General features: G+C 60.3%; 19 protein-coding genes. 14 read left to right on the top strand and 5 right to left on the bottom strand.

Annotated elements, in window-relative coordinates; translation table 11 throughout:
* Nucleotides 1–6 precede the first annotated feature (6 nt).
* Nucleotides 7–1,431: a cytochrome-c oxidase, cbb3-type subunit I gene (gene ccoN / locus BN1136_RS12600; protein WP_043760435.1), complete on the bottom strand. Its 1,425-nt coding sequence runs from the start codon at nt 1,429–1,431 to the stop codon at nt 7–9.
* A gap of 281 nt (nt 1,432–1,712) precedes the next feature.
* Between ccoN and BN1136_RS12595 the strand changes: the two genes are divergently transcribed.
* The 14 genes from BN1136_RS12595 (at nt 1,713) to rmf (ending at nt 22,046) form a co-directional block, all read left to right on the top strand.
* Entirely contained in the window at nt 1,713–2,174 is a 462-nt protein-coding gene (locus BN1136_RS12595; protein WP_043760437.1) for a hypothetical protein, read from the top strand.
* A 110-nt stretch (nt 2,175–2,284) separates the two neighbouring features.
* On the top strand, nt 2,285–2,743 hold the full coding sequence (locus BN1136_RS12590; protein WP_043760439.1) for a GAF domain-containing protein: 459 nt from the start codon (nt 2,285–2,287) through the stop codon (nt 2,741–2,743).
* A gap of 101 nt (nt 2,744–2,844) precedes the next feature.
* Nucleotides 2,845–3,486, top strand: a complete 642-nt coding sequence (gene proQ, locus BN1136_RS12585; protein WP_043760441.1) for an RNA chaperone ProQ — start codon at nt 2,845–2,847, stop codon at nt 3,484–3,486.
* 8 nt (nt 3,487–3,494) lie between these two features.
* Nucleotides 3,495–5,510: a carboxy terminal-processing peptidase gene (gene prc / locus BN1136_RS12580; RefSeq protein ID WP_043760443.1), complete on the top strand. Its 2,016-nt coding sequence runs from the start codon at nt 3,495–3,497 to the stop codon at nt 5,508–5,510.
* Nucleotides 5,511–5,646: 136 nt separating this feature from the next.
* Entirely contained in the window at nt 5,647–8,271 is a 2,625-nt protein-coding gene (gene pepN, locus BN1136_RS12575; RefSeq protein WP_043760445.1) for an aminopeptidase N, read from the top strand.
* A gap of 73 nt (nt 8,272–8,344) precedes the next feature.
* On the top strand, nt 8,345–8,566 hold the full coding sequence (locus BN1136_RS12570) for a DUF2835 family protein (protein WP_043760447.1): 222 nt from the start codon (nt 8,345–8,347) through the stop codon (nt 8,564–8,566).
* Between the two features lie 273 nt (nt 8,567–8,839).
* Nucleotides 8,840–13,681 (top strand): NAD-glutamate dehydrogenase, encoded by a 4,842-nt coding sequence (locus BN1136_RS12565; RefSeq protein WP_043760448.1) that lies wholly within the window; start codon nt 8,840–8,842, stop codon nt 13,679–13,681.
* A 47-nt stretch (nt 13,682–13,728) separates the two neighbouring features.
* Nucleotides 13,729–14,739, top strand: a complete 1,011-nt coding sequence (gene pyrD, locus BN1136_RS12560; protein WP_043760450.1) for a quinone-dependent dihydroorotate dehydrogenase — start codon at nt 13,729–13,731, stop codon at nt 14,737–14,739.
* Between the two features lie 85 nt (nt 14,740–14,824).
* Nucleotides 14,825–15,361 carry a cell division protein ZapC gene (locus BN1136_RS12555; RefSeq protein WP_043760452.1) on the top strand — a complete coding sequence of 179 codons (537 nt, stop codon included), beginning with the start codon at nt 14,825–14,827 and terminating at the stop codon, nt 15,359–15,361.
* Nucleotides 15,362–15,670: 309 nt separating this feature from the next.
* Complete coding sequence (rlmKL, locus tag BN1136_RS12550; protein WP_043760454.1) at nt 15,671–17,839, top strand: bifunctional 23S rRNA (guanine(2069)-N(7))-methyltransferase RlmK/23S rRNA (guanine(2445)-N(2))-methyltransferase RlmL; 2,169 nt, start codon at nt 15,671–15,673, stop codon at nt 17,837–17,839.
* Complete coding sequence (locus tag BN1136_RS12545; RefSeq protein WP_043760457.1) at nt 17,839–18,069, top strand: glutaredoxin family protein; 231 nt, start codon at nt 17,839–17,841, stop codon at nt 18,067–18,069. Before rlmKL ends, BN1136_RS12545 begins: the two co-directional genes overlap by 1 nt.
* A gap of 72 nt (nt 18,070–18,141) precedes the next feature.
* Complete coding sequence (gene uup, locus BN1136_RS12540) at nt 18,142–20,052, top strand: ATP-binding cassette ATPase Uup (RefSeq protein ID WP_043760460.1); 1,911 nt, start codon at nt 18,142–18,144, stop codon at nt 20,050–20,052.
* An 8-nt stretch (nt 20,053–20,060) separates the two neighbouring features.
* Nucleotides 20,061–21,707 (top strand): DUF3466 family protein, encoded by a 1,647-nt coding sequence (locus tag BN1136_RS12535; RefSeq protein WP_043760462.1) that lies wholly within the window; start codon nt 20,061–20,063, stop codon nt 21,705–21,707.
* A gap of 159 nt (nt 21,708–21,866) precedes the next feature.
* Nucleotides 21,867–22,046, top strand: coding sequence for a ribosome modulation factor (gene rmf, locus BN1136_RS19920; RefSeq protein ID WP_005315693.1), 180 nt, complete (start codon nt 21,867–21,869; stop codon nt 22,044–22,046).
* Nucleotides 22,047–22,127: 81 nt separating this feature from the next.
* Here rmf and fabA read toward each other — a convergent pair whose 3' ends face one another.
* The 4 genes from fabA to BN1136_RS12510 form a co-directional block, all read right to left on the bottom strand.
* Nucleotides 22,128–22,688 carry a 3-hydroxyacyl-[acyl-carrier-protein] dehydratase FabA gene (gene fabA, locus BN1136_RS12530; RefSeq protein ID WP_043760464.1) on the bottom strand — a complete coding sequence of 187 codons (561 nt, stop codon included), beginning with the start codon at nt 22,686–22,688 and terminating at the stop codon, nt 22,128–22,130.
* A gap of 77 nt (nt 22,689–22,765) precedes the next feature.
* Nucleotides 22,766–24,742, bottom strand: coding sequence for a Lon protease family protein (locus tag BN1136_RS12525; RefSeq protein WP_043760466.1), 1,977 nt, complete (start codon nt 24,740–24,742; stop codon nt 22,766–22,768).
* A gap of 226 nt (nt 24,743–24,968) precedes the next feature.
* Complete coding sequence (locus BN1136_RS12520) at nt 24,969–26,246, bottom strand: tyrosine-type recombinase/integrase (protein WP_043760468.1); 1,278 nt, start codon at nt 26,244–26,246, stop codon at nt 24,969–24,971.
* 288 nt (nt 26,247–26,534) lie between these two features.
* A complete protein-coding gene (locus BN1136_RS12510) occupies nt 26,535–26,849 on the bottom strand; it encodes a YebG family protein (protein ID WP_043760470.1) in 315 nt (104 codons plus the stop codon).
* Between the last annotated feature and the right edge of the window lie 135 nt (nt 26,850–26,984).

Below are 26,984 nucleotides of genomic sequence, written 5' to 3'. Positions count from 1 at the left end.
TTCAAATCAGGCTGGCTGTGCGACGGGTTCCAGGGAACCCTTGGGTGCAGTGACGGTGCGATAGGCGTTGTAGGCCATCAGCAGCATGCCGGTGACGAAGAAGCAGCCACCCAGGAAGCGCACGAAGTAGAAGGGATAGGACGCCTGCAGCGCCTCCACGAAGCTGTAGGTCAGGGTGCCGTCGTCGTTGACCGCACGCCACATCAGACCCTGCATCACACCGGAAATCCACATGGCGACGATGTAGAGCACTGTGCCCACGGTGGCCAGCCAGAAGTGGACGTTGATGAGCTTGATGCTGTACATGCGGCCCTGGCCGAACAGGTTCGGGATCAGGTGATACACGGCGCCGATGGAGACCATGGCAACCCAGCCCAGGGCACCGGAGTGGACGTGACCGATTGTCCAGTCGGTGTAGTGGGAGAGGGCGTTGACCGTCTTGATCGCCATCATGGGGCCTTCGAAGGTGGACATGCCGTAGAAGGAGAGGGAGACGATCAGGAAGCGCAGGATGGGGTCATAGCGCAGCTTGTGCCAGGCGCCTGACAGGGTCATGATGCCGTTGATCATGCCGCCCCAGGAGGGGACGAACAGGATGAGGGACATCACCATCCCGAGGGACTGTGCCCAGTCAGGCAGGGCGGTGTAGTGCAGGTGGTGCGGACCGGCCCAGATATAGAGGGAGATCAGCGCCCAGAAGTGCACGATGGAGAGACGGTAGGAGTAGACCGGACGCCCGGCCTGCTTGGGCACGAAGTAGTACATCATGCCGAGGAAGCCAGCCGTCAGCAGGAAGCCCACCGCGTTGTGGCCATACCACCACTGCACCATGGCATCCATGGCACCGGAGTACATGGAGTAGGACTTCATGCCGGAGAGCGGCACTTCCATGTTGTTGACGATGTGCAGCACGGCGACCGTGATGATGAAGGCACCGAAGAACCAGTTCGCCACATAGATGTGGGAGGTGGTGCGCTTGACCAGGGTGCCGAAGAAGACGATGGCATAGCTGACCCAGACCACGGCGATGGCGATGTCAATCGGCCATTCCAGCTCGGCGTACTCCTTGGAGGTGGTGTATCCCAGGGGCAGCGAGATGGCGGCGGAGAGGATGATCGCCTGCCAGCCCCAGAACACGAAGGAGGCGAGGGGGCCACCAAACAGTCGGGTCTGACAGGTGCGTTGCACCACGTAGAAGGAGGTGGCCATCAGGGCGCTGCAACCAAATGCGAAGATGACCGCATTGGTGTGCAGGGGACGCAGACGGCTGTAGGTCAGCCAGGGGGTATCGAAGTTGAGGGCAGGCCAGATCAACTGGGCTGCGATCAGTACACCAACCGACATACCGACAATTCCCCAGACAATCGTCATGACGGTGAACTGGCGCACAACGGTGTAGTTGTACTCAGGGTGGTTTGTTGTATGGCTCATCGTTGTATTCCGCTTCCGATGCTGTTGTTTGTTTTTGCCCAGATGTTCAGGGCCATTTTCACCCCGTTTTTGCAAAATCCTCTCGTTAACATCTGTTAATAAAAGGAAAAGCAAAAGGTGGATAAATGAAAATTCATTGAGAATGATACTGAACTGGTCGGTAAAATAACAGTACAAACAGTGATATATTTGGCTCCAGCGGGTCTCGTGCCTGCCAGTTTTTGCCATGCGCCAGATCACGAAAATCACATTTTTAAAGTACCTTACAGGGTTGTTTTTTCATGAAAGAGAGACTCACTTCACGCAAAATCGCGCACTTGACCATGGTGCTTGCCATTTTGCTCTCCCTGATGGCCTATCGGACCTGGTTTTCGGGCCCCCAAAGCGAGAATTCGAGGGGCACAAATGATCAGATTTGTGATCTGTCCCACAGCCCCTGTCCGCTGCGAGTGGGCGATGCGGCCCTGACGGCCAGTATCGATGACCTGCCGATCCGCCCTGAACATGACTTTGTCTTGCGTCTTCAGGGTAGTAGCGCGCAGGCCATCGCGCCGAAGGCGGCCTGGCTGGAGGGAAAGGAGATGTTCATGGGCCGGATCCCCGTGCAGTTTGAGGCAGGCAGCGGCGGCTGGCAGGCCAGGGCACAGGTGGGCGCCTGCACCTCGGCGACCATGACCTGGCTGCTCAATCTGGAGTGGAACAGTGGCCAGCGCCAGCAGTTGGCGCTAAGCGTTTCCCGGTGAACGGGCGGCCAGCCATGACCCGGGAAGGGGGGGAAAGTGAAAATTGATTTGAATTTTTCAGGCAGGACGGTACCTTGCATCCATTATCAAGGAGTGAAGTTCATTTAATCATGATTGAAAAACAAGCATTTTATCGCACCCTCAACCAGCAGGCCCAGGCATTGCTCGAGGGCGAGCCCGACATGATCGCCACCCTGGCGAACCTCTCTGCGCTGCTCAATCAGGAGCTGACCGACATCAACTGGGTCGGCTTTTACCTGTTGCAGGGAGAGACCCTGGTGCTGGGGCCCTTCCAGGGCAAACCTGCCTGCGTGCGGATCCCGGTCGGGCGCGGGGTGTGCGGCACGGCGGTCGCCGAGGGCAAGACCCAGCTGGTGGACGATGTGCACCAGTTTGCGGGGCACATCGCCTGTGACGGTGCCAGCAACTCGGAGATCGTGATCCCGCTGCGCCGTGCCGGCCAGATCATCGGGGTACTGGATATCGATAGCCCGATTTTTAGCCGCTTCGATGAACAAGACCGGATCGGCCTTGAAGAAACGGTGCAAATTTTGGAAAGCATGCTCTAAGTCATTGCTAGATGGTTCGCAAAAGGTCCCAAGCTCTCTATAATGGGGCCTTTGTTGTGTTCGGGCATGCCCGTGCGTCTATATGAAAGCCAAGGTTATACATGGAAAACACTGAAAAGCTGAAGAACAGTAAAGAGATCGTCGCCTACCTGGTCGAGAAATTCCCGGCCTGCTTCATCGCTGAAGGAGAGGCCAAGCCACTCAAGATTGGCATCTTCCAGGATCTGGCTGCGCGTCTTGCCGACGACGAGAGAGTCTCCAAGACCATGCTGCGCTCTGCTCTGCGTCAATACACCTCCAGCTGGCGTTACCTGCATGGCCTCAAGGCTGGCCAGGCCCGTGTCGATCTGGACGGCAACCCGGGTGAACTGCTGACCGAAGAGCACATCGAACACGCCAAGCAGGCGCTCAAGGAGAGCAAGGAGCGCGTCTTCGCCAGCCGTCGCACCAACACCAAGGAGAAGGAAGACAAGCCCAAGCAGCCGCGCCGCAACGCGCAGCGCAAGGCTGATGCTCCGCGTGCCGACAAGCCGAAAGCCGCTCCCAAGGCCGCTCCGGTGGCTGATGAAGCCCCGCTGGTCAAGGTGGATGCCGCTACCCTGAAAGTGGATCAGGGCGTGCGCGTCGTGCTGGGCAAGTCCCCGGTGCCCGCGACCATCAAGGAAGTGACCAAGGATGACGTACAGGTTCAATTGCAGACCGGCATGATGTTGCGGGTCAAGTTCGAGCATCTGGTTCTCTAAGGAGACGCATGTTGAAGCATGGCGTAATTCGTTTTTCCCTCGTAGCCTGTGGCCTGGCGCTCGCCGGGCTCGCGCAGGCCATCGAGCCGGTGCTCAAGGAGAGTGATTTGCCTGTGTTGGCTCAGGAGAGCCAACATGCTACGGCCAGCAAGCGAATTGCCAACCTGTTTACCCGCTCCCACTACAAACAGTTCAAGCTGGACGATGCCTTTTCCTCCGTGGTCTTTGACAAGTACCTGGAGAATCTGGACTACAGCCGCAACCTGTTTCTGGCCTCTGACATCAGCCGTTTTGAAAAGTACCGTACCGGTTTTGACACCGACCTCGAACGAGGGCGGCTGGCTCCGGCCTACGAGATGTTCAACCTGAGTCAGCAGCGACGTTACGAGCGGTTCGAATACGCCCTCAAGCTGCTCGACACCCCCTTCGACTTTACCCAGAAAGACAATTACGTCTTCGATCGGGAAGGGGCTCCCTGGCCCAAGGATGAAGCCGAGCTCAACGAGCTGTGGCGTCAGCGGGTCAAGTTCGATGCCCTGAGCCTCAAACTCAGCGGCAAGGAGTGGCCCGAGATCAAGGAGCTGCTTGGCAAGCGTTATAACAACGCTATCAAGCGGATGTCCCAGACCGAGAGCGAGGACGTGTTCCAGCTCTTCATGAACTCCTTCGCCCGTGCCATCGAGCCGCACACCAGCTATCTGTCGCCGCGCAGTGCCGATCGCTTCAACACCGAGATGAACCTCTCACTGGAAGGGATTGGCGCCGTGCTGCAGGCGGAGGATGACTTCACCGTCATCCGCTCCCTGGTGCCCGGTGGTCCGGCCGCCAAGTCCAACCACTTGAAGCCCGATGACAAGATCACCGGGGTGGGGCAGGACGACGGCAAGATCGTCGACGTGATCGGCTGGCGTCTGGACGACGTGGTCGAGCTCATCAAGGGCCCGAAAGGCAGCAAGGTGAAGCTGGAGATCCAGCGCGGCAAGGGCGCCAGCGCCAAGACCGAGCTGGTGGAGCTGACCCGTGACAAGGTGCGCCTGGAAGACAGGGCCGCCAAGTCCAAGGTGATCACCGCCGAAGGCAAGAAAATTGGCGTGCTCGAGATCCCGAGCTTCTACGTCAACCTGCACGACGACGTGATCAAGGAGCTCTCCAGCCTCAACAAGCAGAAGATCGACGGTCTCATCGTGGATCTGCGCGGCAACGGCGGCGGTGCCCTGACGGAAGCCTCCGCCCTGAGCGGCCTGTTCTTCGCGAGCGGTCCGGTCGTGCAGATCCGTGATCACATGGGTCGCATCACCGTCAACGGTGACGACGACGGCAACGTCTATTACGGCGGCCCCATGTCGGTGATGATCGACCGCTACAGCGCGTCGGCCTCCGAGATCTTCGCTGCCGCCATGCAGGATTACGGCCGCGCCCTGATCCTCGGCGAGAACTCGTTCGGCAAGGGCACGGTGCAGCAGCATCGCAGCCTGGCCAAGGTATACGACTTCTACGAGCAGCCGCTGGGCCACGTCCAGTACACCATCGCCAAGTTCTACCGCATCGATGGCGGCAGCACCCAGAACAAGGGAGTGGCGCCTGACATCGCCTTCCCGACGGCGGTGGCGCCGGACGAGACGGGGGAGAGCCGCGAGTTCAACGCCCTGCCCTGGGACAAGATCGCCTCGGCAAGCTACGACAAGCTGGGTGATTTCTCCGGCATGCTGCCCAGGTTGAAGTCGGCACACGAGGCGCGGATCATCAAGGATCCGGAGTTCGCCTACGTGCTGCAGGACATCAAGGAGTATCAGGCGGAGAAGGACAAGAAGTCGGTCTCCCTGAACGAAGCCGAGCGGCTGGCCGAACAGGCCAAGCAGGACGAGAAGGCGCTGGCGCGAGCCAACGAACGTCTGACCCGTCTTGGCAAGCCTGTGGTGAAGAGCCTGGATGAACTGCCCGCCGATTTCGAGGCGCCCGACGAGTATCAGGTCGAAGCGGCCAACATCACGGCGGATCTGGCCAGTCTCAGCAAGAAGAGCTGATCATGGCCATGCCATGCAGATTGACAAGGGCGACTCAGGTCGCCCTTTCTTTTGCCTGAATGCAAACTATTTGACCCTGTCCGAGCCTTGTGACAGCCTCTGACACGTCAATAACAAAGCGTGGAAGCACACAATAATGACCGATCTCTCCCAGGCCATGACGGCCAAGTATCGCCAGGACTACCGGGCTCCCTTCTACTGGTGCGACAGCATCGACCTCGATTTCCAATTGCAGGAGCCCCTGACCCGGGTCACTGCCATCTCGCGGCTGCGCCGCAACGGTGCTCACAACGAGCCCCTAGTGCTGGATGGCGAGGGGCTGGACCTCGTCAGCATCAGCCTGGATGGCGTTCCCTTCAGCCAGTACGAGCAGGGGGAGGGCAGCCTGACCCTGTTCAACCTGCCCGCCGAGTGCGTGCTGACCATAGTCACCGACATCAACCCCGCCGCCAACACGGCGCTGGAAGGGCTCTACAAGTCAGGCGAAGCCTACTGCACCCAGTGTGAGGCGGAGGGCTTCCGTCGCATCACCTATTACATGGACAGGCCGGATATCCTGGCTCGTTACAGCACCCGCATCAGCGCCGACAAGACCAAGTATCCTTTCCTGCTCTCCAACGGCAACAAGGTGGCGAGCGGTGATCTGGACGGTGGCCGCCACTTCGTGCAGTGGCAGGATCCCTTCCCCAAGCCGAGCTATCTCTTCGCCCTGGTGGCGGGGGATTTCGACGTGGAGCGCAACCACTTCGTCACCAAAAGCGGCCGCCAGGTGGCCCTCGAGATCTTCGTGGACAAGGGCAACCTGGACAGAGCCGGCTTTGCCATGGAGAGCCTCATCAATTCCATGCGCTGGGACGAGCAGCGCTTCGGCCTCGAGTACGACCTCGACATCTACATGATCGTGGCGGTGGACTTCTTCAACATGGGCGCCATGGAGAACAAGGGGCTCAACATCTTCAACTCCAAGTTCGTGCTGGCCAACCCGGCCACCGCCACCGACGGCGATTACCACGGCATCGAGCGGGTGATCGGTCACGAATACTTCCACAACTGGACCGGCAACCGCGTCACCTGCCGTGACTGGTTCCAGTTAAGCCTCAAAGAGGGGCTGACGGTGTTCCGGGATCAGGAGTTCTCCTCCGATCTGGGGTCCCGCGGGGTCAACCGCATCAACAACGTGCGCACCGTGCGCGGCCCGCAGTTTGCCGAAGACGCCGGCCCCATGGCGCACCCCATCCGCCCGGATGTGGTGATCGAGATGAACAACTTCTACACCCTGACCGTCTACGAAAAGGGTTCTGAAGTGATCCGCATGATGCACACCCTGCTGGGCGAAGACGCCTTCCAGGCGGGCATGCGCCTCTACTTCGAGCGCCATGACGGCTCGGCAGCCACCTGTGACGACTTCGTGCAGGCGATGGAGGATGCCTCCGGCGTGGATCTCGGCCGCTTCCGCCGCTGGTACAGCCAGTCCGGCACCCCCGAGCTCACCGTGACCGACGAGTACGACGCCGCAAGCGGCGTCTATCGCCTGCACGTGAGCCAGCACACCCCGCCGACCCAGGATCAGCCGCAAAAACTGCCGCTGAACATTCCCCTCGACATCGAGCTCTATGATGAGCAAGGTGCCGTCATCGCCCTGCAGTACCAGGGCAAGGCCATCGGCAACGTCCTCAACGTGCTGGAAGCACAGCAGACGTTCGAATTCGATCAAGTGCCGGTCAAGCCGGTGCCCTCCCTGCTGCGGGACTTCTCCGCGCCGGTGAAGCTGCATTTTGACTACAGCGACGAGGCGCTCGCATTCCTGATGAGCCATGCCCGTAACGAGTTTGCCCGCTGGGATGCCGCCCAGATGCTGATCAACAAGGCGGTGATCGACGGCGTGGCCCGGGTGCAGCAAGGGCAGGAGGTCGCGCTCTCCCGGACGCTGCTGGCGGCTTTTGAGGACATTCTGGCGGACGGGGCCCTGGATCCCGCCCTCAAGGCGGAGATCCTGGCGCTGCCGGGAGAGGCAACCCTGGCCGAGCTGTTCGACGTGGCCGACATTGACGCCATCCATCGGGTGCGCGGCGAGATCCAGCGTGCGCTGGCCGAAGGCTTCGGCGCTGCGCTGCTGACCTGTTACGAGAGCCTGCGCCTGCCGGCATACCGGGTGGTGCATGAGGACATGGCCAAGCGCGCCCTCAAGGGGGTGGTACTCGGCTACCTGGCGGCCCTGGATCCGGTGCAGGCCGACGCCCTGGTGCGGGAGCAGTACAGCCGTGCCGACAACATGACCGACACTCTGGCCGCCTTGCAGGTCGCCAACGGCCACCTGCTGGCGTGCCGTGCCGAGCTCCTCGCCGACTTCGAGGGCAAGTGGGCGCACGATGGCCTGGTGCTGGACAACTGGCTGCGCCTGGTGGGCAGCAAACCCGCCGCCGACGTGCTCGGCGAGGTGAAGCAGGCGATGGCCCACCCGACCTTCAGCATCCGCAACCCGAACCGGCTGCGGGCGCTGGTGGGCAGTTTCGCCATGAGCAACCAGGTGCAGTTCCACGCCGTGGATGGCAGCGGCTACCGCTTCCTGACCGATCTGCTGATCGAGCTCAACGAGGTCAATCCCCAGGTGGCGTCCCGCCTCATCACCCCGCTCATCCAGTTCAAGCGGCTCGATGAGGGGCGCAAGGCGCTTGTCCGCGCCGAGCTGACCCGCCTGGCGAACCTGGACGGGCTGGCACGGGATCTGTTCGAGAAGGTGAGCAAGGCGCTGGCCCAGTAAGCGTCCTGATGGCGGGCAGGGGAGTCAGGCTCTCCTGCCCGTTTTTACATGGAATACAGAGAGGGGAGAAGCAATGAGGCAATACACTTTTCGGCTGGCCCTCGGCCGGGACGAGATCATGCTGATGTATCAGGGGCATGTCAGGCGGCTGGTGGTGCGCACCGAGCAGGGGCTGACCCTGGAGCTGGGGCTGGAGAAGATCCGTGGCTTCGTGTCACAGGATGGGGTTTATGGCTACTTTCGGCTGACAACCCAGGACGATCATCGCTTCATTTCCCTGGAACGCATAAATTAACAAAACTTGAACATTTTTCCGGGTAATTATCTGCTTAAAGTCACTATCTATCCGGCAAATCTCGCATCATCCAGTGTGATTTTCTGATTTTTGCCAACTTGGCAAAATTTATCACAACCCAAGCCGTGATCTGCCCCTTGTTTTTAACATCCCGTTATCACCTTTGCTCGCCTTCCTTGATCCAAGACATTACACTCGCTGCAACTCTGTACCGGTGGGCATCCAGGGTGGATGTCGCCGTGTCTGTGATGTCGTCCGATAAGGAAACTAGCAATGGCATTGAAAGACGCCCCTACCTCAGTTCTGCTCGAAAACGTTCTCAGCCTGATCCATCAGAAATTGCCCAGAAACAGTGCCTCTCTGGTCGAATGCTTCGTCGCCAAGTTCTACGGCAACATGGCCAGCACAGACCTGCACGATCGCAATGACAGCGATCTCTACGGGGCGGCGCTCAGCCTGTGGAATGCCCTCAATCAGCGTACCGACACCGACCCTTACATCCGGGTCTACAACCCCGAGCTGACCCGTCACGGCTGGCAGTCTCCCCATACCATCGTCGAGATCATCCTGCAGGATTCCCCCTTCCTGGTGGACTCCATCCGTATGGCGCTCAAGCGTCGCGGCATCACGGCGCACATGATGCTGCACCAGCCGCTGCACCTGATCCGCAGCGAAGGGGGCAAGATCAGCGCCATCCTGGATCTGGACAACACGGCGTCCCAGACCTCGGTAGAGACCGCTTTCCTCATCGAGATCGACCACCTGACCACTGAAGAGGAGATGGAGGCCCTGACCGCCGAGCTGAACTCGGTGGCGCGGGAAGTGGCCCTGGCGGTCGGGGACTGGCAGCCGATGCTGGCGCGCCTGAACGAGATCATCGACGAGCTGCCCAAACGCAAGCACCCGGTCAGCAAGGCCGAGGTGGACTCCTGCGTCGCCTTCCTGAAATGGGTCGCCGCTCACAACTTCACCCTGATGGGATACCGCCGCTATGACGTCAAGGCGGTGGAGGGGGATCACGAGATCCTGCCCCAGCCGGACTCCAGCCTGGGTCTGATGAAGAACTCCATGAAGGACGAGGGGCAGCGCCTGGGCACCATGCCAGCCAGCGCCCGCCACGCCGCCCTGAGTTCCGACCTGCTGATCCTCACCAAGTCCAACAGCAAGTCCCGGGTGCACCGCCCGGCCTATGTGGATTACATCGGCATCAAGCGCTTCGACGAGCACGGCAAGGTGGTGGGGGAAGATCGCTTCATCGGTCTGTATGCCTCCTCCATCTACAACACCAGCGCGACCCAGATCCCCCTCATCAGCCACCGCCTCGAGCGTATCATGGCCGCCTCCGGTCATGAGAAGGGCTCTCACGCCTACAAGGCGCTGCTGAACGTGCTGGAAACCTACCCGCGCGACGAGCTGATCCAGGCCCGTGAAGAGGAGCTGCTGGCCACCGGCCTCGGCGTGCTGGAGATGCAGGAGCGCGACATGCTGCGTCTGTTCGTGCGCCGCGACGTCTACGGCCGCTTCTTCTCCTGCATGGTCTATGTCACCAAGGAGCGCTATAACACGGCGCTGCGCATCAAGACCCAGCAGATCCTGCAAAAATATTTCGGCAGCAGCGAAGAGGTGGAATTCAACGTCTACTTCACCGAGGGCGTGCTGGCACGGACCCACTACATAGTGCGGGTCAACAACAACAACGTGGATGTCGATGTGAACGAAGTACAGAACAACCTGATCGAAGCGGCCCGCAGCTGGGATGACCGTCTGGATTCCGTGCTGCTCTCCCATTATGGCGAGGCCCGCGGCAACGAACTGCGCCGTCGCTTCAGCACCGCCTTCCCCCGTGCCTACAAGGAAGACGTGCTGCCGGGCTCCGCCGTGGCCGACATCATGGCCCTCGATGGCCTGAGTGAAGCCGAGCCCCTGGGCATGCTGTTCTACCGCGCCCAGGAGGAGGAGAACGATCGCCGGGTGCGCCTCAAGCTGTTCCACCGCACCGAGCCCATCCACCTCTCCGACGTCCTGCCCATGCTGGAAAACATGGGGCTGCGCGTCATCGGCGAGACCCCGTATCAGGTGCGTACCCCGACCGGAGAGGTGTTCTGGATCCTCGACTTCTCCATGCTGCTGCGCGGCGAACAGCCGTTCGATCTGGAGCAGAGCCAGCAGCGCTTCCAGGAGGCCTTCGCCGCCATCTGGAACAAGACCCTGGAAGATGACGGCTTCAACCGCCTGGTGCTGGGGGCCGGCCTCAGCGGCCGCCAGGTCTCCGTGCTGCGCGCCTATGCCAAATACATGCGCCAGACCGGCGTATCCTTCAGCCAGTCCTATATCGAGGAGACCCTGACCCGTTATCCCGATATCGCCCAGCTGCTGTTCACCCTGTTCGAGCAGCGTCTGGATCCCGCCGGCAAGCAGGACGCCAAGGTACAGGCCAAGCTGCACGAGCAGCTCGCCGCCAAGCTGGATCAGGTGGCCAACCTGGACGACGATCGCATCATCCGCCGCTACGTGGAGATGATCGACGCGACCCTGCGCACCAACTACTACCAGCCGGACGGTGCGGGCAACATCAAGCCCTACATCTCCTTCAAGCTGGCCCCCTCCAGCATCACCGACATGCCGCTGCCGCTGCCCAAGTTCGAGATCTTCGTCTACTCCCCGCGGGTGGAAGGGGTGCATCTGCGCTGGGGCAAGGTGGCCCGTGGCGGCCTGCGCTGGTCCGATCGCAAGGAAGACTTCCGCACCGAGGTGCTGGGTCTGGTGAAGGCGCAGCAGGTGAAGAACACCGTCATCGTGCCGGTCGGCGCCAAGGGCGGCTTCTACTGCAAGCAGATGCCGGCGGGCGCGTCCCGTGCCGTCATCCAGGAAGAGGGCAAGGCCTGCTACCGCCTGTTCATCCGCGGGCTGCTGGACGTCACCGACAACATCATCAAGGGTGAGGTGATCCCGCCGAAATCCGTGGTTCGCCACGACGAGGATGACTACTACCTGGTGGTGGCGGCCGACAAGGGCACCGCGACCTTCTCCGACATTGCCAACGAAATCAGCCTGGAATATGGCCACTGGCTCGGCGATGCCTTCGCCTCCGGCGGCTCGGTCGGCTATGACCACAAGAAGATGGGCATCACCGCCCGCGGCGCCTGGGAGTCGGTCAAGCGCCACTTCCGTGAGATCGGCGTCAACTGCCAGACCACGGACTTCACCTGCGTGGGCATAGGCGACATGGCCGGCGACGTGTTCGGCAACGGCATGCTGCTCTCCGAGCACATCCAGCTGGTGGGCGCCTTCAACCACATGCACATCTTCGTCGACCCGACCCCGAATGCGGCCAGGAGCTTCGTCGAACGCCAGCGCCTGTTCGAACTGCCGGGCTCCAGCTGGGATGACTACAACCGCGAGCTCATCTCCAAGGGGGGTGGCATCTTCCTGCGCTCGGCCAAGTCCATCAAGCTGAGCCCCGAGATGCAGACCCTGCTCGGCACCGACAAGGCCAGCATGGCACCGAACGAGCTGATCAAGGCCCTGCTCTGTCTGAACGTGGACTTGCTCTGGAACGGCGGCATCGGCACCTATGTGAAGAGTGCCCGCGAGAGCGACGCCGACGTCGGGGATCGCAGCAACGACGTGCTGCGGGTCAACGGTCGTGACCTGCGTGCCCGCATCGTGGGCGAGGGTGGCAACCTGGGCTTCACCCAGCTCGGCCGGGTGGAGTATGCGAGCCAGGGCGGTCGCATCAACACCGACTTCACCGACAACGTGGGCGGCGTGGACTGCTCCGACAACGAGGTGAACATCAAGATCCTGCTGAACCAGCTGGTGGCCGCCGGGGATCTGACCCTCAAGCAGCGCAACCAGATGCTCTACGAGATGACGGATGCGGTGGCGCAGGTGGTCATCACCAACGCCTATCGCCAGTCCCAGTCCATCTCGGTCACGGCGTTCCGTGGCGACGAGCAGCTCAAGGAGCAGCAGCGCTTCATCCAGGGGCTGGAGCGGGAAGGCAAGCTGGACCGCGGCCTCGAGTTCCTCCCCTCCGACGAGGAGCTCTCCGAGCGAATGGCAGCAGGGCAGGGGCTGACCCGACCCGAGCTGGCGGTGCTGGTGGCCTACGGCAAGATGGTGCTCAAAGAGCAGCTCAACTGCCCGGAAGTGACCGACGAGCCCTTCCTCGCCAACATGCTGGTCACCAGCTTCCCGACCCAGCTGCAGCAGCAGTTCGGCGCGGCCCTTGCCCAGCATCCGCTGCGCGGCGAGATCATCGCGACCCGGGTGGCCAACATGCTGGTCAACGACATGGGGCTCAACTTCGCCAGCCGGATGAAGGACGAGACCGGTGCCTCGGTGGCAGAAGTGGCCTGCTGCTTCGCCATGGCCCGGGAAGTGTTCGGTCTCAATACCCTGTGGCGTGACATCGAAGGGTGTGACAACCAGGTGGATGCCAACACCCAGCTCGAGCTGATGTTCTACAGCCGCCGCATCGTGCGCCGCGCCACCCGCTGGTTCCTGCGCGCCCGCAACCGCAGCTGGAGCATCGGCGAGAACATCGCCTTCTTCCGCCCGGCCTTCGAGACCCTGGCCGAGCATCTCTACGAGGTGATGGACGAGAGCGAAGTGGCCGAGCACCAGCAGGCGGTCGCTGCCCTGGTGGCCAGAGCGGTTCCCGAGCATATCGCCCGTCAGGTGGCCCACATGAGCAGCCTCTTCTCCTGCCTGGATCTGGCTCAGATCGCCGCGGAGCACAAGACTGACATCCTGCGTGCCGCCAACGTCTACTACCGTCTCGGTGCCAAGCTGGATCTGCACTGGTTCCTCGAGCAGATCAACCATCAGCCGGTGGGCAACCACTGGCAGGCGATGGCGCGCTCCTCCTTCCGCGAGGATCTGGACTGGCAACAACGCAGCCTCACTTCCGTGGTACTGGAAGGGTGCAAAGAGCAGGGAGAATGCGCTACCATACTGGCCGACTGGATTTCGGAGCATGAGCAGCTCTTGTCCCGTTGGACCCACATGTTGGCCGACTTCAAGACTACCAGCACCCACGAGTTCGCCAAGTTCTCGGTGGCCTTGCGAGAGTTGAACCTGCTCCAGTTGAATTGCCGAACCTCGGCATAACCCCAAAAGCCCCGGCCAGTTGCCGGGGCTTTTTTTAAGGAGCAAGCATGCTGTACCCACTCGCCAGGCATTTCCTGTTCAAACTCAATCCGGAACAGGCTCACGATCTCTCCATCAAATATTTGCCCCGCCTTCTCGGTACCCCGCTTGATTGTTTCTTCCGCAACACCCTGCCAAAACGCCCCGTCACCGTCATGGGGCTTAATTTTGCCAATCCGGTGGGGCTGGCCGCAGGATTGGATAAAGACGGGGAGTGTATCGATGCCTTCGGGGCCATGGGGTTTGGCTTTATTGAAGTCGGTACCGTGACCCCCAAGCCCCAGAGTGGCAATGACAAGCCGCGGCTGTTCCGGGTTATTCCGGCGGAGGGGATCATCAACCGGATGGGGTTCAACAATAAGGGGGTCGATCATCTGGTGGCCAGGGTCAAGGAGGCCAAATATCAGGGGGTCATCGGCATCAATATCGGCAAGAACAAGGATACCCCCATCGAACAGGGCAAGGACGATTATCTGATCTGCATGGACAAGGTGTATGAGCACGCCGGTTATATTGCCGTCAATATTTCCTCACCCAACACCCCTGGGCTGCGTCAATTGCAATACGGTGACGCACTGGACGAATTGCTGGCCGCACTGAAGCAGCGCCAACAGGAGCTGGCAGCAAAATATAAGAAGTATGTGCCGCTCGCCGTTAAAATTGCCCCGGATCTCTCCCAGGATGAAATTAACCAGGTTGCGACATCCCTGATCAAGAATGGCATCGATGGAGTTATCGCCACCAATACCACCCTCGAGCGCGACATGATTTACGACATGCCCCATGCCGGGGAGGCGGGTGGTCTGAGCGGTCGTCCGCTGCAGCACAAGAGCACCGAGGTGATCCGCCAGCTGGCCAAGGCACTCGACGGCGCGTTGCCCATCATCGGTGTGGGCGGTATCGACAGCGCCATGGCCGCCCGGGAGAAACTGGCGGCGGGTGCCAGTCTTGTCCAGATTTACAGTGGCTTTATTTATAAGGGCCCGAGTCTGGTGAAAGAAATCGTTACCCATATTTAAAAAGTAATCGACTGCCCTTATTTAAAGTTGCTCAATTTCTCGACATGGAATAAAGTCGAGTAACCGCTTAGATAAGGGCATCTCCATGTGTATCCAACCCAATGACAATTGGCAGTGGCATTATGACGCTCAGGATGATCGTCTGATGCTGGATTTATCCGATCGCATGATATTTGCCACCGAATATAAAGGTCGGCAGCTTGTTCCCTGTTCCTTCACCACCCAGCCTTTTTGCGTGGATGATGCGGCCCTCTATTATCAGCTGATGGACAAGGCATCCGAACTCGACTGGAGTACGCCCCATCAGGTGCAGCTGGTGCTTAATGCCATCGCCGTCAGCCGCTTTTATAAACCCCTGATGCCGCAGAGCTGGTTCTTTCATGAGCAGTCGACCCACTTTATGCCGGAAATGGGCTCCTTGGTGTGGATGGATACGCCCCATGGTCGGGGAGAATTCATGATCATCGAAGCCGGGGAGCAGGCCAGCGTCTGCCTGAACCTGACCGATGAACTGGTGCTGACCACCAGCAAGATCCTGCCACGGTTCGCCGTGATCAAGGTGATGAATAACCGGATGCAAGCCAGGGTGCGGGCACAGACACAATACCGGGAAGTCGGCTGACGACGGGCTCGTTATATGACGATGAATAGTCCCGTTATATAGGTCTGATATTTGGGCGCTGCGCTGCTGTCTTGTTCAATTATTTCTCCTTTCTTCTTCGTCTGGTCGTCACGACCGTTTTCTGTCCGGCCCGGACAAGATTTTCAAATTCTTTACGAATGCCATGGTAGACAGATGCCAGTCAGGGGAGGGATCCTCTTGCCGGATCCTGCCGCCCGCAAGGGGGAGGGGAGAGTTTGCCGTGTCCTTCCCGTGAATATTCGTGTGATGCCCAAGGTTCGGGTGCCGAGTGCGGGCCGATAAGGTATAATGCGGCACTATTTTTATGGCATCCCCGTGAGCGTGATGAAAGAATTTTTTGCAACCTGCCCCAAGGGGCTGGAAAACCTGCTGGCCGTCGAGCTGACCAACCTGGGCGCTGAGCAGGTCCGTGAGACCGTGGCTGGCGTCCACTTCAAGGGCGAGCTGGCCGTCGGCTACAAGGCCTGTTTGTGGAGCCGTTTTGCCTCCCGCATCGTGCTGGTGCTCTCCGAATTCCAGATGAACGACGATCTGGACCTCTATCTGGGGGCCCACACCATCCCCTGGGAGGAGCACTTCTCCGGCACCGCCACCATTGCCGTGGACTTTACCGGTACCAACGCTTCCATTCGCAATACCCAGTATGGGGCGCTCAAGATCAAGGATGCCATCGTCGATCGCTTCACCAAACGCGGCCATGTGCGCCCGGACGTGGACAAGAAGTCCCCGGACATTCGCATCATGGCGCACCTGGGCAAGGGCAAGGCCAACATCACGCTGGACCTGTCAGGCCCCGCGCTGCACCAGCGCTTCTACCGTCAGGGCACCGGTGAGGCGCCCCTCAAGGAGAACCTAGCCGCGGCCATGATCGCCCGTAGCGGCTGGGCAGGCGAGCCCATGATGGACCCCATGTGCGGCTCCGGTACCCTGCTGATTGAAGCGGCTTTCATCGCCGCCGACATGGCGCCGGCCCTGCGCCGGGAGCGCTTCGGTTTCGATCGCTGGCTGCAGCACGACAGTGAACTGTGGCAGAGCCTGATGATGGAGGCGCAAGTGCGCGCTAAACGCGGCATGCAGCGCTGTGAAGTGAAGCTGTTCGGCTGCGATGCGGACGCCCGCGTGCTGATGAAGGCGCGCGACAACGCGAAAGCGGCCGGCGTAGCTCACCTCATCACCTTCAAGCAGGCCGATGCGACCGCCCTGGAAAACCCGCTGCCCATGGCCGCGGAAGGGGAGACGCGTCAGGTGGGCATGCTCATTTCCAACCCGCCCTATGGCGAGCGTCTCGGCGAGTTTCCGGCCCTGCTGGAAGTGCACCAGGCCCTTGGCGACGCTCTGCGTCGCAGCTTCCAGGGGTGGAAGGTCACCATCCTCTCCGCCTCGCCGGAGCTCTTGAGCTGCCTGCGCCTGCGCGCCGACAAGCAGTATCGTCTGTTCAACGGGGCACTGGAATGCCAGCTGCGCAACTACCAGATCGCGCTGGACTCCGTCGCCTCCCAGAAAGAGGTGGCCCAGGATTTTGCAAACCGTCTGCGCAAGAATCTGAAGGCCCTCGAGAAGTGGGCGAAGAAAGAGAACCTCGACTGCTACCGTCTCTATGACGCGGATCTGCCGGAATACAACGCCGCCATCGACCGCTATCAGGACTATCTGGTGGTGCAGGAGTACGCGGCGCCCAAGGATATCCCCGCCCAGAAGACCCGTCAGCGCCTGCTCGACATGGTCCAGGCCGCCATCAAGGTGACCGGCATGGACGGCGAGAAGGTGATCCTGAAGGTGCGTGAGCGTCAGGAAGGCAAGCAGCAGTATCAGAAGCTCTCCGAAGAGCAGCACCGGATGGAAGTGCAGGAGTACGGCGCCCGTCTGTGGGTCAACCTCTACGACTACCTGGACACCGGTCTCTTCCTCGACCACCGCCAGACCCGTCGCATGCTGGGGGAGATGGCCCGTGGCAAGCGCTTCCTGAACCTCTTTGCCTACACCGGCAGTGCCACAGTGCACGCGGGGCTTGGCGGTGCCAGCGAAACCACCACGGTGGACATGTCGCGCACCTACCTGACCTGGGCGCAGGACAACATGCGCCTCAACGCGCTGGTGGGCCGTGAGCACAAGTTCGTGCAGGCGGACTGCCTGAAGTGGTTGTCGGAAGCCGACGAGCAGTACGACCTCATCTTCATCGATCCGCCCACTTTCTCCAACTCCAAGCGGATGGAAGAGAGCTTCGACGTGCAGCGGGATCACCTGCTGCTGATGCAGCACCTCAAGCGCTTGCTGGCTGCTGGTGGCACCCTGGTGTTCTCCAACAACAAGCGCCACTTCAAGATGGATCTGGCCGGTCTCGAGGCCATCGGCCTCAAGGCACAGAACATCACCGGCAAGACCCGGCCGAAGGATTTCGAGCGCAATCAGCACATCCACAACTGCTGGATCATCACCCACGCCGAGGCGCAAGGCTGATGCTGACCCTGTTTCACACCGACGGCTGCCACCTGTGCGAGCAGGCCTGGACTCTGGTGGAACAGGCCGGGCTGGCCGGGGAGACCCACCGCTGCGACATCCTGGAGGATGATGCCTGGCTCGCTGCCTACCGGGTGCGGATCCCGGTGCTCTGCGATGACGCCGGGCGTGAGCTGGGCTGGCCCTTTACCCTGGCTGAGCTCAGGACCTGGCTGCGCGGCCAGGGGTGATACCGATTTGACGATGAAACGGGGGGAGATCCAGTCTGCCGCCCGTTTTTTCATAAGCAACAAGGAACAAACATGGCTCTTTTGACATTGCACGGCGCCTCCCTGTCGTTCAGTGACTTCCCGCTGCTCGACCAGGCCGAACTCACCATAGAGCGGGGCGAGCGCCTCTGTCTGGTGGGGCGCAACGGGGCGGGCAAGTCCACCCTGATGAAGGTGATCGCCGGCGAACTGCCGCTGGATGATGGCCGTCTGGTGCTGCAGCAGGACTTGAAAGTGACCCGTCTCGAGCAGGATCCCCCTGCCTCGAGCGAACTCACCGTGTTCGACTATGCCGCCGAAGGCCTGGCCGGGGTGGGGGAGCTGCTCAAGCAGTATCACCACGTCTCCATGGCGCTGGCGACCGACCCCTCCGATGCCAACATCCGCACCATGAGCCAGTTGCAGGAGCAGCTCGACTACCAGAATGGCTGGCAGTACGAGACCCGCATCAACCAGGTGTTGACCTTGCTCGATCTCGACCCCGACGTGACCCTCGACAGCCTCTCCGGCGGCTGGCTGCGCAAGGTGGCCCTGGCCCGCGCCCTGGCGTGCGACCCGGATCTGCTGCTGCTGGACGAGCCGACCAACCACCTGGACATCGACGCCATCAACTGGCTGGAAGAGTTCCTGAAGGATTTCCGTGGCGCCATCGTCTTCATCTCCCACGACCGGGAGTTCATCCACAAGCTGGCGACCCGGATCATCGATCTCGATCGCGGCGTGATCACCTCCTGGCCTGGCAACTACGACGAGTACCTGCAAGGCAAGGAGGAGTGGCTGCGGGTCGAGGAGCTGAAAAACGCCGAGTTCGACCGCAAGCTGGCCCAGGAAGAGGTGTGGGTGCGCCAGGGGATCAAGGCCCGACGTACCCGTAACGAAGGGCGGGTGCGCGCCCTCAAGGCGATGCGCATGGAGCGTACCCAGCGCCGGGAGCTGCAGGGCAAGGCCAAGTTGCAGCTGGACGAGGCGAGCCGCTCCGGCAAGCTGGTGTTCGAGACCGAGGGGCTGGGCCTGGACTTCGAGGATCGCACCCTGTTCCAGGGGCTGGACTTGCAGGTGCTGCGCGGGGACAAGATTGCCCTGGTCGGCCCGAACGGGTGCGGCAAGTCGACCCTGATCAAGCTGCTGCTCGGCCAGCTCGAGGCGAGCCGCGGGTCGGTACGCCAGGGCACCAACCTGGAGGTGGCCTACTTCGATCAGTACCGCGAGCAGCTCGATCCCGAGAAGACGGTGGTGGACAACGTGGGGGAGGGCAAGCAGGAGGTGATGGTGCGTGGTCGCTCCCGACACATCCTCGGCTATCTGCAGGACTTCCTGTTCGAGCCCAAGCGGGCGCGTACCCCGGTCAAGGCCTTGTCAGGGGGCGAGAAAAACCGTCTACTCTTGGCCAAACTCTTCCTCAAACCCAGTAACTTGTTGATTCTGGATGAACCAACCAACGACCTGGATGTCGAAACGCTGGAACTGCTGGAGGAGCTGCTGACCGATTATCCGGGCACCCTGCTGCTGGTCAGCCACGATCGCCGTTTCATCGACAATACCGTGACCGGTTGCTGGCTGTTTGAAGGGGATGGGCGGATCAGCGATTATGTCGGGGGCTATGCCGACATGATGGCCACCCGCGCCCAGCAGGCTTCCTTGCTGGCAGCCAAGGCGGCACCGGCCAAGGTGGCAGAGCCTGTCGTGCAGGCGGCGGAGCCGGCGAAAAAAACACGAAAACTCTCTTACAAGTTGCAACTGGAACTGGATAATCTGCCAGCACGGCTGGAGCAGCTGGAAGCGGAACTCGATGCCTTGCAGGGGGAGATCAACCATCCCGGTTTCTTCTCCCTGCCGGCGGAGCAGACCCAGTCCAAACTGGATGCATTGAATGCGGCAGAGGCCGCATTGGAACACGCCTTCTCCCGTTGGGAGGAGTTGGAAGCGTTGAAACATCAAGACTAAGGAAGTAGATGAAAAAGCAATTATCCATGCTGGCCATCCTGGTCGGCGCCAGCCTCAATGCGCAGGCGGCACAGAGCTCCTTTTTCACCATCGTTGACGACGAAGTCAAAGGCTATGCCAGCGTGATCAGCGCCGATGGCAGCGGCCTCATAGGGATCAATACCAAGAACCAGCAGGCCGAGTACTTCTCGACCGTGCATTTTGCCGACTTCCTGGTCGATCGGTTCCGCTTCGAGCAGGGCTGTTTCCTCTCAAGCTCCGTCTGCGACTCCTTCTGGGATGATAATGCCGGTTTTGCCTACCAATGGCGCCGTGATTTCCTCGATAATGTCGACCAGCGCAGCAACGTCGGCTATGTGGTGGGCTCCGAGGCCGACGGCCTAGTCACCGCGCTGGGTGAGACAACGGCAGATCGGGTGGGTTACAAGATGGATGGCAAGCTGCGCACCGCCTTTGCCATCGTCAATGACGGCAATGCGGTCGATCTGAAAGATGCGGCCAGCACCCATGGCCTGAGCATTCCGACCGCCATCAAGAAGCTCGACAACGGTCAGTATCTGGTGACCGGGGCCGCCGCAAGCGACAAGTATCGCCACAAGGTCGGGGGCGACTTCTACAAGTGGTGCTTCGAGGGGAACGACAGCGAGTACGGTGATTCCCGTTACTGCCCCGGGGTCGATACCCAGGCCAGCTTCTGGTTGCTTAATAGTTCTGGCGCACTTAACACGCTGATCCAGGCCGGCGACTATGCCCATCAGCGTGATGAGGTGTTGCAGACGGCTTCCGCGCTCGGCGCTGCCGAGTACAACGGCACCCTGTATGGCGTGGGTTACAGCTCTAGCGGCGAAGTAGGGTCTGGGGATCTGGATGGCCGCAACATTGCCAGCTACTGGACTCTGGATCTGAGTGCCGGCACCGTAGGGGCTACCAAGATCATTCCGCTGCCAGAAGGGGAGCCAGGCAAGGACGACGCCAAGCTGCAACACAGCTGGGCGGTGGCCGTCAACGACAATGGCTATGTCATCGGCAACCAGCGCTATCGCCTCAACAAGGGCCAGAACCGCCCGGTGGAGATGTTCCTCTTCAACCTGAACACCCCGACTACCTCGGCCGTGGTGCCCCTGCAGGACAATCCGCTCTCCGGCTCCGGCTCCGAGGCGGCGGCCATCAACGATCACAACATGGTGGTTGGCTGGCGCGATTCCCGTCATCAGACCCAGCCCGTGGTCAATGGCACCAACCGCATGCAGGAGGCCTTCCTGCTCAACGCTGCTGCCCCGGCCAACAGCTGGTACCTCAACGATTTGATCTGTGGTACGGATGATGCTGGTAACAAGCAGTGCGCCCAGAATGGCTACTACTACCACATCGCCTACGCCAGCGGCATCAGCAGCGATGGTACTATTGCGGCAACTGCCTATCGCTACAACAGCGAGAGCGAACTGAACAACCGCAGCAATGCCACCGTGGTGGCCGTCAAGCTGAAGCCCGCTGTCGCGGACTACCAGGGCAATACACCGGCCAGCTATGTGGTCAGCAATGCCCCGATCAACAACCAGACCGGTCAGGATGGTGACGGTGGTGGCGGTGGCAGCCTGTTCTGGCTGACGCTGCTGGCGTTGCCCTTCGCCTGGCTGCGCCGCCACCAGCGATAAAAATACGTGTCATGAAAAATTAATGCGGTTCAGTATCTTGTGTCACAACGCCTGAATAGCATGGAATTTTTTGTTTGACCCTGCCTCCCCCCTGGGGTAAAGATGAAAGCGACCGGTGAAAAACTGGTCGCTTTTTTTGTTCCACGAAGAGGGTCGTAGATGATGAAGAGACAGAAACGGGACCGTCTGGAGAGAGCTCGCGCTCGTGGTTATCAGGCTGGCGTAGTCGGCAAACAGAAAGAAGCGTGTCCGTATCAATGCCTGGATGCCAGAGGGCACTGGCTTGGTGGTTGGCGCGACGCCATGGAAGGGCGAGGCTCAGGCCTCTTCATGAAGTAACCTGCTTCATCACTCATTGCAAAAAGGAAAGGGGCCATGACGGCCCCTTTACGTTATCCCTCTGGCCGCGAGCCAGAGTCATCAGAATGCGGTGGTGTCCTTGAACAGACCCACTTTCAGATCAGTGGCACTGTAGATGGGACGGCCATCAACTTCTACCACGCCATCGGCGATGCCCATGACCAGCTTGCGGTTGATGACACGCTTGAAGGTGATCTTGTAGGTGACCTTCTTGGCCGTCGGCAGGATCTGGCCGGTGAACTTGACCTCGCCAACCCCCAGTGCGCGTCCTTTGCCCGGACCGCCTTTCCAGCCCAGGAAGAAACCGACCAGCTGCCACATGGCATCCAGACCCAGACAGCCCGGCATGACGGGATCGCCAGGGAAATGGCAATCGAAGAACCAGAGATCCGGAGTGATGTCGAGTTCGGCCAGGATCTCGCCCTTGCCATGCTCGCCACCGTGGTCATTGATCTTGACGATGCGATCCATCATCAGCATGTTGGGGGCGGGCAGCTGGCTGTTACCCTCACCAAACAGTTCCCCACGGCTGCAGGCAAGCAGCTCTTCACGGGTAAAGGACTCTTTGCCCTGTTCACACAGGGAGAGGCGGGGAGCAGTGGTGTCGTTGTCTAGGGTCACGCTGTTTATCCTTCATATGGGTCAAAGCCGGGCCAATTTAGCTTACAGTTGTTCGCCAAACAACTCCGATCACTTTATTAATGGCCGAGAAGCCGATCAAGCAAGCGGCGCAGCACGCCGCTCCTGGCTGTCGTGCCGTTGAGTTCGTCCAGCCGATCCTGGATCCGGCCAAACAGGGTATCCGGCATGTCGGGCTCGCCGGCGACGCAACCGGTCAGCAGCTCGATGGCCTCTTCCACGTGATCAACCGGGTGGATATGGAACTGGCCCGCCTCGACGGCGGCGATCACCTCGTCGGAGAGGTTGAGCTGTTGGGCATTGGTGCCAGGCAACAATATGCCTTGCTTGCCGTTGAGGCCGTGGATCTTGCACACCCGGAAGAAGCCTTCAATCTTCTCGTTCACACCGCCAACGGCCTGCACATTGCCGAACTGATCCACCGCGCCAGTGACGGCGAAGTGCTGGTAGATGGGCTGGCGGGCGAGGGCGGAGAGCAGGGCACACAGGCCGGTCAGAGAGGCGCTGTCGCCGTCGATCTCGTGGTAGGACTGCTCGAACACCAGGTTGGCCGACAGCGGCGAGGGGTTCTCGGCACCGAATTTGTTGGAGAGGTAGCCGTGGATGATCATCATCGCCTTGGCGTGGATGTGGCCGGCGAGCTCGGCTTTTCGCTCGATATCCGCCACGTCCCCGTCACCCAGGTGGACGGTGGCGGTCAGGCGTACCGGCTCGCCAAAGTCATAGGGGTGCCCCGCGACCTGGATCACGGAGAGACCGTTGATCTGGCCGACCTCTTCACCGTCGGTCTGCAGCAGGATCTGGCCGTCGATGACCCCCTGATCAGATTGCTCCACCAGATAGTTGAGGCGGTAATCCTGCTCCTCCAGGGCGAGCATGATGTGCTCCTCGGTCACGCAGTCTGCCTCCAGCTCGCGGGCCAGGCTGTCGGACATGCGCATGATGGCGCCGAGCTGTACCTCGGAGAGGGAGAGCCACTCCTGGTGATCGCACAGACGGCTGGCGTGGCGACAGAGGGCGAGGAGGGCACCTGGCGTGAAATCCAGCAACTCCCAGCGCTCGCGCAACCAGGCCAGATATTGCAGAAACGCGGGTAAGTCCTCTTCTATGTTCACCTCGGAGACCAGATCGGCTCGCAGGAAGATGCGCTCCGCCATGTCTCTGTCCAACATCTGGAATTCGGCCACATCCAGTCGATCACCCACCAGGATCAGCTTGAACCGTATCGGCGTTGCTTCCGGGGTGAAGAAGGGGGTGAGAGTCTTGCCTTCCTGATAGGCATTCCAGTCCAGCTCGCCTTTTTGCATGGCATTCTTGAGCTTGAACCAGAGGTGAGGCTGATCCAGCAACTCGTCGAGCTGCAGGATGAGGTAGCCACCGTTGGCCTCGCGCAGCAGGCCCGGTTCCAGCAGATGCTGGTTGGCATAGACGGAGCCTTGTTCCGTCTGGTAGTTGATGGAGCCAAACAGGGTGTCCCAGTTCAAGTCGCGGCCATAGATGACAGGGGCTTGCTGATCCTCATGGTGGATCAGCAGGTTGATGAGCACGGGGTGCTGGAACTCGAGCCCCTGGGCCACATGGGCCGCCAGATCGGAGAGAAAGTCCACAATCTTGGGGTCATTGTTCTGTTTGCGAATGATCCGGGTGACCAGGCGCTCGGCATCCAGGTGATGACTCATCAGCTTGAGCAGCTCACCGACCATTTCGCAGAATTCGAAACCGGAGCCCGGTTGCAGCCGCAGCCAGATGGGCTTGAACGGGTTGTTGAGGTTCTCGGTGTAGCAGAGGTCGAACAGGTCGCCATCCTTGCCGTTGGATGAGGCAATCAGGGTCTGGCAGACATTTTCATAATCCGCACCGGGGAAGCCGTTGAGGATCATGACCGGGCAGTCGCCATCAAAACTGGCCAACCGCTTGATGCCCGAAATGGCTCTGGGTTGCAGCGCAGCAAAAGGAATGGGTTCGAGTTCGCCGAGCGCAGGGAACTGCTCAATCGTGAAAGCGGGTTTTAATTGTTCTGATGTTAATTCAGCCACTTAAGACATCCGGTCGAGGATAGGATCATTTGCCACTATTATACACAGTTCGGTTGAGGGTGACAGAATACCAAGATACTTCATTTAACATAATATACATTATGCGCGGTATTGTGTTTGAGGCGTATCAGCTGTGTATCCAGGCAAATATCGCCTTTACGACGCAGTGCCTCCCCATGAGCATGAATCTGCTGTTGGTCACTGGTTATCTCTCACGTGCACAGGCTTAGTCGAGCAACCGGTCCAGCGGTTTTCTGCTGGCGCTCTCGTGGCGTTCGCTGCTGCCAGTGTGCAGATACTTGGAGGTAGTGTCGATGCTGTCGTGACCAGCATCGGCTTGCACGTGGGACAGCGGTCGACCGTGCAGGTTGATGTCATGGGTGATGCCGGTGTGGCGGATGGAATGCGGGGTCAGGTTGCGCATCTCGGCCGCATCCTGAGCAAAGCCGTCTTGCTCGGCCAACCTGGCTGCCTGCTCGAACACCGCCATGACCAGGTCCCTCAGCTGACGGATGCCGAGATTGGCATTGAGCTCGCCTTGTTCGCGGCCATGGGCCGCGGCCTTGTGGCGCACGAAGAGCGGAGTCTGCTCGCCGGGTGCCGGCATCGGCGAGAGCCCAAGAAAGGTACGATAGCGAGCCAAGGCTTCGAGCAGCGCCTGGGAGACGGCCACGGTACGGCGTTTGCCACCCTTGCTGCGCGGGATGTCATAGCCCCAGACGCCCGTCTTGCCATCACGGCGGAACTGGCTCATGACCGGGCTGAACCCCGGCCTCGCGGCTACCTCCGAAATACGCAGATAACAGGCGTACATCAGGCAGATGAGAAAGCGGCTGCGCTCGTGCTGAGCCGGGTCCTCGGCTGCCAGCTGTTCGGTGGCCTGCATCACATAGGACCACTGCAACTCGGTGAAAGATTGCGCCTCGTCGCCGGCATCCTGGTTGAGTGGCCGCTTCACCCGCTGCAGCAGGAGTGCCGGGTTGCGATCCATGTACTCCTCCTGAATAAGGAACTGGAAGAAGGCTGACAAGATGGCGAGCTTGGTTTTCATCGCCTGTTCGCTCAGGCTATACGGCAACTCCCGGCCCAGATCCCGTTTGCCCAGGAAAGGACGCCACAGGGGGTTGGGTAGCCTCTCCCCCCACTCCTTGTCGAGCACGAACTGGGCCACGTTCCGATAGGCGATAAGCTCGGATGGTGGCGCCTGGCAATAGTCGAGATAGCGCATCATGATGCGCCTGGTGAGATCCCTGGGGCTGATGGCCACCTCGCAGAAGCACCAATGCAGGAAGGTGGTGAGCTCGCTGCGGTAGGTCTTGTAGTTGTTCTCGCTGTGACGCTGCTCCAGCAGCCAGTCGACGGCCAGCTCGTAGACGAGCCCTGCATCGGGGATATTGCCAAGACTCAGGGTGGCCAGATACTGGTTGACCTGGGGATTGCCCGCTTCCAGGTGGGTCACGCTGTCGAATAGCGGCATGGCGGGTGGAAGTTGAGGATGGGTCATGATGATGTTTGTGTTTCGAGCCGATGGAACTGAGTGGGTGTCACGCCATCCTGATGCCGATAAATGGGGTTATCGGCATCAGGGCTCACAGGTCGTCCAGAGGGCGGCTGTCACAATATGCGATATGGCATATCGTATGGCGACGAACACGCTGCACATGAAAATATTCAATGAATATGCAATGTGGTTGGAAAATTCTCGGGGTAAATACCGATGAAAGTGACTTTGTTTGCTGCTTTTATGCATATCACGCGGCAGAAGAAGACGGTTCCCCTGCCCGCGCCCGCATCAGGCCACGCTCTTGAGGGACTTTTCCTTTGCAGGGATGGTATCTATCTTCTCTTCTTTGCTGGCGCTTGGTGCACTCCCCTGCCCCTTGCCCCCGCGCAGCACGTGTTGCAGCTGGTCCCGTTGTTCTGCCAGGTAAAAGGCCAGGCTCTCCTGCTGCTCAGGCAACAGTGCGACGGGGGCACCCGCCAGCAGCGTCATCAGCTCGTCGGCAGTATCCAGCAGCTTGTCATAGGCATCCGCCTCCTTCTTGCTGGTAAACGTCATCTTCTCCACTCCCCCACGTACCACAACATATTTGATTTCAACGGCCATCGCGGCGTCCTCCTCTTGATAGTGAATACAGTATATGTATGGATATACAGTATCGCAAGCCGCGTCGGCGAGAAGGCCGCGGTGACCCTGTGAGGGGCCTCAGGTCAGCCCGCTGTGGCGAGTCGGGGCGTGGTA

It is taken from the genome of Aeromonas taiwanensis, assembly GCF_000820165.1.
Lineage (GTDB): Bacteria > Pseudomonadota > Gammaproteobacteria > Enterobacterales > Aeromonadaceae > Aeromonas > Aeromonas taiwanensis.
Note: the sequence above shows the minus strand (reverse complement) of the source record. Positions and strands in the feature narration are given on the sequence as shown.

Excerpts from the sequence above, each read along its gene's own strand:
- ccoN (WP_043760435.1), bottom strand. The coding sequence starts at position 1,431 with ATGAGCCATACAACAAACCACCCTGAGTACAACTACACCGTTGTGCGC.
- BN1136_RS12595 (WP_043760437.1), top strand. The coding sequence starts at position 1,713 with ATGAAAGAGAGACTCACTTCACGCAAAATCGCGCACTTGACCATGGTG.
- BN1136_RS12590 (WP_043760439.1), top strand. The coding sequence starts at position 2,285 with ATGATTGAAAAACAAGCATTTTATCGCACCCTCAACCAGCAGGCCCAG.
- proQ (WP_043760441.1), top strand. The coding sequence starts at position 2,845 with ATGGAAAACACTGAAAAGCTGAAGAACAGTAAAGAGATCGTCGCCTAC.
- prc (WP_043760443.1), top strand. The coding sequence starts at position 3,495 with ATGTTGAAGCATGGCGTAATTCGTTTTTCCCTCGTAGCCTGTGGCCTG.
- pepN (WP_043760445.1), top strand. The coding sequence starts at position 5,647 with ATGACCGATCTCTCCCAGGCCATGACGGCCAAGTATCGCCAGGACTAC.
- BN1136_RS12570 (WP_043760447.1), top strand. The coding sequence starts at position 8,345 with ATGAGGCAATACACTTTTCGGCTGGCCCTCGGCCGGGACGAGATCATG.
- BN1136_RS12565 (WP_043760448.1), top strand. The coding sequence starts at position 8,840 with ATGGCATTGAAAGACGCCCCTACCTCAGTTCTGCTCGAAAACGTTCTC.
- pyrD (WP_043760450.1), top strand. The coding sequence starts at position 13,729 with ATGCTGTACCCACTCGCCAGGCATTTCCTGTTCAAACTCAATCCGGAA.
- BN1136_RS12555 (WP_043760452.1), top strand. The coding sequence starts at position 14,825 with ATGTGTATCCAACCCAATGACAATTGGCAGTGGCATTATGACGCTCAG.
- rlmKL (WP_043760454.1), top strand. The coding sequence starts at position 15,671 with ATGCGGCACTATTTTTATGGCATCCCCGTGAGCGTGATGAAAGAATTT.
- BN1136_RS12545 (WP_043760457.1), top strand. The coding sequence starts at position 17,839 with ATGCTGACCCTGTTTCACACCGACGGCTGCCACCTGTGCGAGCAGGCC.
- uup (WP_043760460.1), top strand. The coding sequence starts at position 18,142 with ATGGCTCTTTTGACATTGCACGGCGCCTCCCTGTCGTTCAGTGACTTC.
- BN1136_RS12535 (WP_043760462.1), top strand. The coding sequence starts at position 20,061 with ATGAAAAAGCAATTATCCATGCTGGCCATCCTGGTCGGCGCCAGCCTC.
- rmf (WP_005315693.1), top strand. The coding sequence starts at position 21,867 with ATGATGAAGAGACAGAAACGGGACCGTCTGGAGAGAGCTCGCGCTCGT.
- BN1136_RS12520 (WP_043760468.1), bottom strand. The coding sequence starts at position 26,246 with ATGACCCATCCTCAACTTCCACCCGCCATGCCGCTATTCGACAGCGTG.
- BN1136_RS12510 (WP_043760470.1), bottom strand. The coding sequence starts at position 26,849 with ATGGCCGTTGAAATCAAATATGTTGTGGTACGTGGGGGAGTGGAGAAG.